Source organism: Bradyrhizobium genomosp. III (genome assembly GCF_000261705.1).
Taxonomy (GTDB): Bacteria; Pseudomonadota; Alphaproteobacteria; order Rhizobiales; family Xanthobacteraceae; genus Bradyrhizobium; species Bradyrhizobium ottawaense.
This window is the reverse complement of the sequence record NZ_AJQF01000004.1, coordinates 1-10231: the sequence shown is the minus strand read 5'-3', so window position 1 is coordinate 10231 and position 10231 is coordinate 1. Positions and strand designations below refer to the sequence as shown.

Here is a 10231-nt window from a genome sequence, read left to right as displayed (position 1 = left end):
CGCGCCTGCCGCTGTTGCTCAGCATGATCGCCGGAATGGTCGATGCCACCGGCTTCTTCACCCTGGGTCATGTCTTCACGGCGCATGTGACCGGCAATATCGTGCTGGCCGCCGGCGTCGCCGTGGAGGGCGGCTCGTTTCACTGGGCGCAGTTGTTGGCCATTCCTGTCTTCATGCTGGCGTTGGGGAGCGTCTGGCTGGTCGCGCAGGCTTCGCGCCGGCGCGGTCCGAGCCTGGCGCGACTGTTGCTCCTGGTTCAATTCCTGCTTCTGGTCGCACTCCTGATCTTTTGCGTCATCACCAAGGCATCGGCCGATCCGGTGGGATTGCTGGCCGGCACGGCCGCCATGATCGCGGTGTCGGCCATGGCCTGCCAGTACGCCCTGCTCCGCCTGGCGGTGCCCGGCGCGATCTCGACCGCGGTGATGACCGGCAATCTGGCCAACGCGGTCCTGTCAGCGATGGACTTGCTGACAGACCGACATCCGCTACTGCCGCACGATTCAACCCCGCTGAATCGTTCGCTGGGTCGCTTGTTCGGGTTCCTGCTCGGATGTGTCGTCGCCGCGGCAGCAGCTTCATTGGCGGCAGACTGGGCCTGGTCCCTTCCGGCAGCACTGGCTGCTGTTGCGATAGCTGTACGGTAAGCCAGTTAGCTCCTTCCGGGTGACTGTTACTAAGCGCGGAAGCACCTGCGCCGGGAGACTTGAAGGGCCGCGCTCAAATGGCGCCGCGGTCGCGCAATGTCAGCCGTGCGCCAAGCTCAGCACCGAAGCCGCTCACGCTAGTCGTCGCTAGATTTTCTTTGATCTTCCGGTGCACACGTCGTGCACACAGCGCCTTCTAACCGTTTGAAAAACATGAGCTCTCGCTCCAGTCCATCATGGGGGCTACGGCGAATTTTCGTTCTAAGCTATTCATCTTATTGAGGTATTTTAACTTCGATCAGCCCTTTGTGCAATTGGACCGACTGAGAATTCTCATTTGACGAGGCTTCCGTAACTTGGCTCTTCTAGGACGATATTTGCATGAATTGGAAGCAGAAATCGCTTCTTCGGATTCTCAATGCACACGTCAGACGGAGGCCGAGGTGTGCATGTGCAGTCAAAGCGCTTCGCTCGCACTTTTCTGTGGCAGCCCTCAACAACGTATCGATGTCGCCAAACGGTACGAAGAGCAATCCATCATCGCTTCTAATGATGAGGTCGCCTCGCTCAGCGATTGCTCGAACTGCCAGCTCTTCCGAAATCTTCCAATCGTTCCATGACCGTTCAGCGAAGTCAGTTTGCCTTCGCTTTCACATATCGGCCTGGTGCCACTTCCCCCGGAGGATAGAGGTTGCTGCCGAGTTGCGTCCGGGCGGGCACCTGATCTTCAGCCCACGGCTTGAGCCACGCGATCCAATCGTTCCACCAACTGCCTGGCTTTTCGTCAGCGCTCGCAAGCCACGCCGCCGGGTCTTCGCATCGCTTGTCCGACAGCCAATAGCTTCGCTTGTTCTTCGACGCAGGGTTGATCACGCCGGCAATGTGCCCACTCGCTCCGAGCACGAAGCGGGTGTTGCCACTGAACAGGCCCGTGGTGCGATAGGCCGATCGCCACGGCACGATGTGATCTTCAACGGTCGCCAAGACATAGGCAGGCAGGTCGACTCGCCCCAGATCGACGGACGTGCCGCACATCGTCAACCGGTTCGGCTCCCGAAGTCTGTTCTCCAGATACATGTTCCTGATGTACCAGCAATACATCGGCCCCGGCAGGTTGGTCACGTCGGCATTCCAGAACAGAAGATCGAAACGCTCAGGCGATTTTCCCTTCAGATAGTTGTTGATCACGTTCGGCCAAATCAGTTCCTTGGAACGCAGGGTTTGGAAGACGAACCCGAGCTCCGAGCCGCGGTAAATGCCGCCGTTGCCGATGGTCTGCTCGCGCTGCCGCACACCCTCCTCGTCCACGAACACGCCGAGATCCCCCGGTTCACGGAAGTCGAGCATGGTGGTCAGCAACGTCACACTGGCGACCGACTCGTCGCCGCGCGTCCGCAGGATCGCCAGCGCAGATGACAGAATGGTTCCTCCGACGCACCAGCCGACCACGTTGACCTTGTCGGCACCCGAGATCGAGCGGGTCACCTCGATGGCGCGCATGGCGCCCTGCCCGACGTAATCGTCCCAGCCAAAGTGCCCGCACGAGGCATCCGGATTGCGCCAGGAGACCATAAAGACGGTCAGGCCGTGCTCGACCGCAAAGCGGACGAAGGAGTTGGCCGGTTGCAGGTCGAGGATGTAAAACTTGTTGATGCATGGCGGCACGATCAGCAGCGGCCGGGCCGTCACCTGCTCGGTCGCGGGTTCATACTGAATGAGCTGAAACAGCTCGTTCTCGAACACGACCGCGCCCCTGGATGCGGCGACGTCTTTTCCGACCTCGAACGCCTCCTCGTCCGTGATCGTCAGGCTGCCTCGGCCGAGATCGGCCATGAGATTGTCCAAGCCCGCCTTCAGGCTCTGCCCCTCGCTGTCCGTCGCAAGCTTTATGACGTCAGGATTGGTGGCGAGAAAATTAGTCGGGCTCATCGCCTCGACCAGCTGGCGCGTGAAGAAGCGCAGCCGATGCTTTTCCTTCTCGTCGAGATCGAGTGCTTCGACGAAGTCGACGCAATAGCGCGCATTGAGTAGATAGCATTGCTTGAGCAGGCTATAGGTGGCATTGTCCCGCCATTCCGTCGCGTTGAACCTGCGATCGCCGCGCGCGGGCTCGATGCCTGCTTCGCTCTGGACGCCGGCGGCCGATTTGAGGACATGCTCGGTGAGCTTGTACAGCCGCATCATGTGGTCCGCCTGCAATTGAGCGAGGCCTGACGAATTCAGAGCCGGGCCGGGATCGGCCCCGTTACGATCGCCCTTTGGCGCCCATCCGAGCGAGCGCCACAGGCTTTCACCCGCCTTCATAAAGCCCTCGACAAATTCGTCAGGCATGTTGAATGGCCGATTCATGGCGTTCCTCGCTTGGCAAAATTGATTGGTTCGTTGACGTCCGGTTTTCGGGCCGCTTCTGCCTGGCGCCCTTTGCCCCCGCTTGCACCGAGAGCTTGCCGTCTCATCCGCCGCGGTCTCAGGATCCGGAGCGGACGGTCGCGCCCTCCCTGATTCCGTCGACATTGACGCAGAGGCGCTTGATCTTGTCGTACAGCGTCTGCTTCGGAATGCTCAGAAGGGCAGCCGTTGCCTGGACATCGCCTTGCCTGCGCCGCAGCGCATCCTCGATGATCGATCGCTCGATGTTCTCCAGTTGCCGCGGCAATGACATATCGGACGCGCCGAAGCCCGACTTGTTGATCGACTTGCCGTCGAGGACACCGAGCACGAAACGGTCGGCGACGTTGCGAAGCTCGCGCACGTTGCCCGGCCACGAATAGGCCAGGAGGTGAGACATGGTCGGGTCATCCAGGATCGGGGCGTCGCGCTCGAAACGCCTGGCGGCATCCAGAGTGAAGTGCTCGAACAGCAGCGGGATGTCCTCCCGCCGTTCGCGCAGCGGCGGCAGCTCGATGAAAGCGACGCCGAGGCGATAGTAAAGATCGGCACGAAACAGCCGCTTTTCGCTGAGCTCCAGCAGATTCACCTTGCTCGCGGCCACGACACGGCAATCTACAGCGATCGGCTTGTTGGTGCCGACGCGCTCGATCGAGCGATCCTGCAGCGACCTCAGCAACTTGACCTGCACGCTGAGCGGCATGCTTTCGATCTCGTCGAGGAACAGCGTTCCGCCGCTGGCGTATTCGATCTTTCCGATCCGCTGACGCGTGGCGCCGGTGAACGCGCCGACCTCGTGGCCGAACAGCTCGCTCTCGACCAGCGATTCCGGCAGGCCGCCGCAGTTCACCGCAACGTAGTTGCCGCCGCGGCGGCCGCTATGATTGTGCAGGCAGCGCGCCACCACATCCTTGCCCGTCCCGGTCTCACCATAGATCGTGACGTCGACATTGGTCGCAGCCAAGGTGGAGACCAACCGGCGCACCTCCTGGATCTGCGGCGACCGACCGAGCAGGCTGGCCTCGATTCCCTGGCGGTCCGCCAAGGCGGATCGCAACGATCGCACCTCGAGCGTCAGCCGCCGCTTCTCCGCCGCCCGGCGCACCACCGAGATCAGCTGCTCCGAGGAGCAGGGTTTCTCGATGAAGTCATAGGCGCCGGTCCGCATTGCCTGCACGGCCATCGAAATATCGCCGTGACCGGTGATCAGGATCACCGGCAGATCCTGATCCAGCCGACGCAGATCAGACAGCCAATCGAGGCCGCTGCGCCCGCGCAGGCGCACGTCGCAGACCACGACAAAGGGCATGTCGGCGCGCACGGAGCTGTGGGCGGTCTCGACCGAGGCAAAGCCCGAAACGGAAAATCCCGCAAGCTCGAGCGCCTGGACCCCGCCGATCCGGACGTCGTCATCATCCTCGACATAGATCACGCCGATCGATTGGTCATCGCCCATGCGGGAGCCGCCTCTGTAATCTCAGCCAATGGAAGGGTCACAACAAATTCGGCGCCGCTCTGCGCCAGGTTTCGCGCATGCAGCTCGCCACCGAACGAGCGTGCAATGTGGTTGGACAGCATCAGGCCCAGCCCAAGCCCCTTGCCCGCGGGCTTGGTCGTCACGAACGGCTCGAACATGCGCTGCAGGACGTCGGGGGCGATCGCGGGCCCGCTGTTGCTGATCGCAATGCGGCAGCGCGCGCTCTGCGCCTCCTCCCTGCCCGCCGGGATCAGGATCGACTTCGGCTCGACATTCTCCACCGCATCCAGCGCATTCGCCACTATGTTGCACAACAGCTGCTCGAGCCGCGTCTGATCGGCGATGACGCAGAGTTTTGCGTCAATGTCCGTCGCGACGGCAACCCCGCCCTCCTTGACTCGCCCGGATAATATTTTGAGCGATTCAGCCACGGCCTGCTCAACGGAAACCGCGCCAAGCGGGCTGCTCGACTTGTATGCGAACACCCGCAACTGGCCGGTCAGGCGTCCGAGCCGCCGCACCAGCTCGCCAATGCGGGTGAGATTTCCACGGGCATCTCCGATTGATCCGCGGTCGACCAGCAAAACGGCATTGTCGGCGGCGGTCTGCAAGGCTGCCAACGGCTGGTTCAGTTCATGAACGATGCCCGCCGACATCTGGCCGAGCGCGGCCAGCTTGCCGGCATGAACGAGTTCATCCTGCGTAGCGCGCAATTCGGCTGTGCGCTCCTGCACCCTGGTTTCGAGCATGTCGTTCGCCGCCTGCAACGCGGCCTGGCTCGCCAACCGCTGCTTGATCTCTCTGCGGCGTTGCTCCACAAGTCCAAGCGCCAGCAGCGCGACGAGGGCGGCTAATCCCGATATGACCCCGATGACGAGCGCAGTCTGCCGTATGGGCGCCTCGTCGTCGAGAAGCACGAGTTTCCACAGCCCGCGGTTGATCGGAAGCTCGCTGACGGTATAGGCGGTGCCGTTCTCCGCGGTGATCCGTGCCGTGCCGTTCTCGGACTGGGCGACGAAGGTCCATCCGAGCGGCGCAAGATCGTGGTTTCCGTAGGGCTTGGATCGCGCGATGTCATCGCGCGTTTGAACCGACAGCGGCTCCATCGGGCGATAGCGCCACTCGTCGCGAGAGGCGAGTATCGTGACCTTGCGCTCGTCGACCAGTAGAATGTCGTTGTCGATGTTGCGCCACGCCCGCTCGAACGAATCCAGATTGACCTTGACGGTCGCGATCCCCTTGGTCGTCCCGCTGTCCTTCAGGGCATAGGACAGATAATAACCGGCGCGCGCGGTGGTGATACCGACACCGAAGAATGCACCGCGACCGCTCGCAAGCGCTTCGCTCACATAGGGACGATACGACAGGTTTTCGCCGAAGGGTGTTCCGGGCTGGTCGAAATCGGCCGCGGCCAGCGTCGCGCCGGTGACACCGAGGACGTAGAGGTTGTCGGCCCCCGCCAGCAGGTTGATCGATTTCAGATAGAGGCTGACGGCTTGCTGCAACGCGGGATCGCCGGGCGCCTCCAGCAGCCGGAACACGCCGGGGGACGTCTCCAGGAGAGACGGGAGATACTCAAATCTCGAAAGATGGCCGTCGAGTCTGGCCGCCTCGACGGCCAGCCGCTGCTGGGCCACGGCGTGCAGATGGTCCAGTCCCCGGCGGAACGTGACCGCATATCCGAGCCACGCCGCGGCGGCGACCAACGCAAGGGCAAATGCACCGCGAATGAACCAACGCGCGGAAGCAGGCGCCACCGAACCAACCTTGGCAGGCTCCTTGACGTTCACCAGGGATGAAAGCTCCGCCATCTTGTGAACCAGCACAAACCCGGGAGCGCCGGCAATTGCGGCAGGCCACTCACGCATAGTCTAACTCTATGGTCTTGCCCCGGAATACGCGATAGGAAAATCCGGTGTAGGCGATGATGACCGGCAGCGTCACGCAGACCCCGATCAGTATGACTCGGAGCGACTCCGGACTGCTGGCGGCCTGCCAGACCGTGAGCCGGTCGATCACGACATAGGGGTAGATGCTATAGCTGAGACCAAGGAAGCTCAGGAGGAACACGAGCACCAATAGCGCGAAAGGCAGCCAGCAAAGCGCGCCGCGCACGGCCGGTGCACCCAGCAGAAGGCGGACCGTCAGCAGCGCAACGCTGGACGTGATCGGGATCGAGGCCACCGCGATCATCGCCGGCAGGGTGAACCACCTGATGCGGACCGTCTCGCTGATCCACGGCGTTGCCATCGAGATCAGGATCAGACCGAGAACCATGGGTGCGAAGGCGATCTTGCTCCACTCGATCGCCTTCTCCTGCAGCTCGCCATGCGTCTTCATCACAAGCCACGTCGCGCCGAGCAGTGCATAGGCCATCGGCAACGCAATCGCGATTGCGCCGGCGAAGATCGGATAATTCCAGCCTTCGCCGAACCCGCTGATGTAGCGGCCGAGCATCCAGCCCTGGCATACCGACGCCAGCATCGACCCGGCGATGAACATGCGATCCCACATCGCCTTCCGGTCGGCCTTGGCCTTGACCCGGAAATCGAAAGCTGCACCGCGCAGGATCAGGCCGACCAGCATGAGCGCGGTCGGCAGGTACAATTCCGACAGGACCAGTCCATGCGCCTTTGGGAAGGCGACGAGGAGAAGGCCGACGCCGAGGACAAGCCAGGTCTCATTCGCATCCCAGAACGGGCCGATCGAGGCGACCATGGTATCCCGCTCGTCCGGCGTCGCCCGATGCATCAGCATGCCGACCCCGAGATCGTAGCCGTCGCTCACGACATAGACGAGCAGCGATACGCCCATCAGTCCGATGAAGATCAGTGGCAGAAGCTCGTCGAAGGACATCGACATCATGCGAACTCTCCGCGGCTCTGATAGCGAAGCGGATCCTGTGCAAGGTCCTCCGACGTGACCGCCGCCAAACGCTTTTCCGGCTTCTCCGACATATATTTCAGCACGCCGACATAGGCCACCAGCAAGCCCACATAGAGGGTCACGTAGATGACCAGGGTCAGCGCGATGCTCGCCGATGGAACGCGCGAAGCGACCTCGCTCGTTCGGATCAGGCCTGACACGATGAACGGTTGCCGTCCAATCTCCGTGACGTACCATCCGGCGATGGTTGCCACCCATCCGGCAAAGGTCATTCCTGCGAACAACCTGAGCAATGGCCGCGGCATCAGGGAAAACTCCCAACCGTCGCGCCAATGCCTCCAGAGGCCGACCCAGCTGACGAGCAACATCAGGATGCCCGTTCCCACCATGATCCGGAACGACCAGAACAGCGGCAGCACCGGCGGATGCGCCGATGGAAACTCGTTCAACCCCTTGAGCTCCCCGTCAGGATCGTGACGGAGGATAAGGCTCGCGAGTTTCGGCACGGCCAGTTCGAAATGGTTCGACCGGGTCGCATCGTCGGGAATCGCGAACAGAAGCAGCGGCGCGCCGCGCGTGGTTTCCCAGATGCCTTCAACCGCCGCGATTTTCTGCGGCTGATACTTGAGCGTATTGAGCCCGTGAAAATCGCCCGCCACCATCTGCGCCGGCGCGGCCAGGGCCGCGAACACGAGCCCGGTTCGCAGCACCCGCGAGGCGCTCGCCGTCGCGACGCCCTTGAGGAGCTGCCAGGCGCTGATCCCGATCAGCAGGAACGCGCACGTCAGCGACGACGCAAGCACCATGTGGACGAAACGATAGGGAAAGGACGGATTGAAAACGATCTCCAGCCAATTCCGTGCATGGAACTGGCCGTCGACAATTTCGTATCCCGCCGGTGTCTGCATCCAGGAATTGAGGGCGAGGATCCAGAACGCACTCATCAGAGTGCCCAGCGCCACCAGAAAGGTCGCCCCAAGGTGAATTGCTTCGCCGACGCGGCGGTGGCCGAACAGCATCACGCCAAGAAAGCCCGCCTCGAGAAAAAAAGCGGTCAGCACCTCATAGCTCAGCAACGGGCCCGCGATATTGCCGACCCGCTCCATATAGCCCGGCCAGTTGGTGCCGAACTGGAAGCTCATGGTGACGCCACTGACGACCCCGAGCGCAAATGTCAGGGCGAATACCTTGGTCCACAGCCGATAGGCGCGAAGCCAGTCCAGCTTCTGCTGTGGGTCGGTTGCGCGCAGATGCTTCAGGCGGAAGAACAGCAGCACCCAGCCCAGGGCGATCGAGATCGATGGAAATAGAATATGAAACGTGATGTTCGCGGCGAACTGGATACGCGCAAGGAGCACAGCGTCCATCAGCATCCCCTCCGGGCTCGAGCCGGCGCCGGGTGCGCAACGGCCGGCACGACATCCATCTCCTTCGCGACCGCAATCAATGAAGCTTGACGTGCGGCTCGGTCCGCCGGGTGATCAGGCGGGCCAGCGTGTCGAGCGCCACCTTGGCCGGACCATGCAGGGCGTATTCGTGCATCTTGTAGAGCGACAGGTACATCATCCGCGCGAACAGCCCCTCGAAGACCAGGCTGCCGCCCACCAGTGCCCCCATCATCGAGCCGACCGTGCTGAACTCGCCGAGCGAGACCAGGGATCCGAAGTCCCTGTAGCGGTAGTCCTTCAGCGCTTCGCCCCGCAGATGCCGCGGGAACTGGGAATAGAGATGCGAGGCCTGCTGATGGGCTGCCTGTGCACGCGGCGGCACATTGCCCCGCTCGCCCCATGAGCAGGCCGAGCAGTCGCCGATGGCGAAGATGTTGTCGTCGCGTGTGGTCTGCAACGTGGGCCGCACCACCAGCTGGTTGATGCGGTTGGTTTCGAGCCCGGCAATGTCCCTCAGGAAATCGGGCGCCTTGACGCCCGCGGCCCAGACGATCAGTTCGGCGGGAATGGTCCGCCCGTCCGTCAGGCTGACGCGGTCGGACCCGACTACGGACACCTTGGCGCCGACCAGCAGATTGACACCCAGCCTGAGCAGCAGTTTCTCCGTCTCCTTCGAGACGCGTTCCGGCAATGCGGGAAGCACCCGATCCGCCGCTTCAATCAGCGTGATCCTGATGTCCTTCTGCGGATCGACCTGATCGAGGCCGTATGCCACCACTTCGCGCGTCGTCCGGTGCAATTCCGCCGCAAGCTCGACACCGGTCGCACCGGCGCCGATGATCGCGACCTTCAACTGATGTTCGCCGAGCGGTGACGATTGGGCATGGGCGCGGATGCAGGCATTGACCATGCGTTCGTGGAACCGCTTGGCATCGACCTGCGTTTCGAGCTTGATCGCGTGGTCCACGACGCCCGGCGTGCCAAAATCGTTGTTCTGGCTGCCAATAGCCATGACGAGGATATCGTAGTCGAAGCTCCGCTTCGGCGTCACCTCGCGCCCTTCGCCATCGAGATAGGGCGCCACCAGCACTTGACGCCGCTCCCGGTCGATCCCGATCATCTCGCCGATCCGGTAACGAAACCCGTGCCAGTAGGATTGCGCGAGATAGTCGACCTCGTGGGCAGCGATATCCATGCTGCCGGCCGCGATCTCGTGCAGCTTCGGCTTCCAGACATGCGTCCGGTTGCGCTCGATCAGCGTGACGTCGAGCTTGCCCTTGCGGCCATATTTGTCGCCGAGGCGGGTCGCGAGTTCCAATCCTCCCGCCCCGCCTCCGACGATCACGATCCGGAGCTTTCCCGATTGCGCCTCACTCATGATGGCCTCGCCCGATCGCGTTCACAGTCCGCCCAATCGTGTCCTTCCGATCAGGCTCTCTCCGACA

7 protein-coding genes are annotated in these 10231 nt (G+C 62.4%); 1 reads left to right on the top strand and 6 read right to left on the bottom strand.

All coding sequences use genetic code 11. From position 1 onward, the window contains the following. Positions 1-647, top strand: a 647-nt coding sequence (locus IC66_RS0100245) for a DUF1275 family protein (protein WP_083859248.1), incomplete at its 5' end; no start/stop codon positions are given. Positions 648-1280: 633 nt separating this feature from the next. On the opposite strand, the gene IC66_RS0100240 is transcribed toward IC66_RS0100245, so the two are convergent. The 6 genes from IC66_RS0100240 to IC66_RS0100215 form a co-directional block, all read right to left on the bottom strand. Then, positions 1281-2996 (bottom strand): PHA/PHB synthase family protein, encoded by a 1716-nt coding sequence (locus tag IC66_RS0100240; protein ID WP_028145331.1) that lies wholly within the window; start codon positions 2994-2996, stop codon positions 1281-1283. Between the two features lie 118 nt (positions 2997-3114). Further along, positions 3115-4491 carry a sigma-54-dependent transcriptional regulator gene (locus IC66_RS0100235; RefSeq protein ID WP_038946247.1) on the bottom strand — a complete coding sequence of 459 codons (1377 nt, stop codon included), beginning with the start codon at positions 4489-4491 and terminating at the stop codon, positions 3115-3117. Beyond that, the gene (locus IC66_RS0100230; RefSeq protein ID WP_038946246.1) at positions 4464-6380 is read right to left on the bottom strand and encodes a sensor histidine kinase; all 1917 of its coding nucleotides are present in this window, start codon (positions 6378-6380) and stop codon (positions 4464-4466) included. Before IC66_RS0100230 ends, IC66_RS0100235 begins: the two co-directional genes overlap by 28 nt. Then, on the bottom strand, positions 6373-7377 hold the full coding sequence (locus tag IC66_RS0100225) for a cytochrome d ubiquinol oxidase subunit II (protein WP_085967607.1): 1005 nt from the start codon (positions 7375-7377) through the stop codon (positions 6373-6375). Before IC66_RS0100225 ends, IC66_RS0100230 begins: the two co-directional genes overlap by 8 nt. Further along, complete coding sequence (locus IC66_RS0100220; RefSeq protein ID WP_244429063.1) at positions 7374-8765, bottom strand: cytochrome ubiquinol oxidase subunit I; 1392 nt, start codon at positions 8763-8765, stop codon at positions 7374-7376. The genes IC66_RS0100225 and IC66_RS0100220 overlap by 4 nt, the downstream gene beginning before the upstream one ends. A gap of 76 nt (positions 8766-8841) precedes the next feature. After that, positions 8842-10164: an NAD(P)/FAD-dependent oxidoreductase gene (locus IC66_RS0100215; protein ID WP_038946244.1), complete on the bottom strand. Its 1323-nt coding sequence runs from the start codon at positions 10162-10164 to the stop codon at positions 8842-8844. Positions 10165-10231 lie beyond the last annotated feature (67 nt).

Excerpts from the sequence above, each read along its gene's own strand:
- IC66_RS0100230 (WP_038946246.1), bottom strand. The coding sequence starts at position 6,380 with ATGCGTGAGTGGCCTGCCGCAATTGCCGGCGCTCCCGGGTTTGTGCTG.
- IC66_RS0100235 (WP_038946247.1), bottom strand. The coding sequence starts at position 4,491 with ATGGGCGATGACCAATCGATCGGCGTGATCTATGTCGAGGATGATGAC.
- IC66_RS0100225 (WP_085967607.1), bottom strand. The coding sequence starts at position 7,377 with ATGATGTCGATGTCCTTCGACGAGCTTCTGCCACTGATCTTCATCGGA.
- IC66_RS0100220 (WP_244429063.1), bottom strand. The coding sequence starts at position 8,765 with ATGGACGCTGTGCTCCTTGCGCGTATCCAGTTCGCCGCGAACATCACG.
- IC66_RS0100215 (WP_038946244.1), bottom strand. The coding sequence starts at position 10,164 with ATGAGTGAGGCGCAATCGGGAAAGCTCCGGATCGTGATCGTCGGAGGC.
- IC66_RS0100240 (WP_028145331.1), bottom strand. The coding sequence starts at position 2,996 with ATGAATCGGCCATTCAACATGCCTGACGAATTTGTCGAGGGCTTTATG.